Origin of the sequence: Streptomyces sp. NPDC127092 (genome assembly GCF_042722475.1) — a bacterium.
Classification (GTDB): domain Bacteria; phylum Actinomycetota; class Actinomycetes; order Streptomycetales; family Streptomycetaceae; genus Streptomyces.
Genome location: NZ_JBHXFE010000212.1, coordinates 1,027 through 1,496, shown reverse-complemented (window position 1 = coordinate 1,496; position 470 = coordinate 1,027).

Genomic DNA, 470 nt, shown 5'->3' with positions numbered 1-470 from the left:
CCCACCCCCTCCGGGGGTCACTCCCCCCCGGCCCTTCGGGCCTAGGGGGGAGTGTACTACTAGAAATTGCGCCGCGCCAACATGTTTCGGAATGCCCATGTCACATGCCTGCGGTGATGCTGCGTCGACCGCGCAGTGGGATGCCGGTAGAGCGTGCCCTTGCGTGGACTCGCCGCGCCGGTATCGGGGCCGCGTGGACCGACAACGCCGACCGTGGCCCGTAGCGCTCGTAGTTCGGTGTCTCACACGCGTGCTCGGGCGGGTGTCGGACCTGCTCGCGGCGGCGGTCGGATCACGGTGGAAACGCCTGCCACTGGACCGCTCATTCGAGCGCTCTGCGACGGGGGTCCGCGACTGCTGTTCGGAGCGCTGCGGTGGGCGGGTTCCCATGGCCGCACCCACACCGCTGCGCCAGGTGCGGTGCACATTGCCTCGAACCTCGCCGACACCCTCTCTGTCAGGGTGAGTTG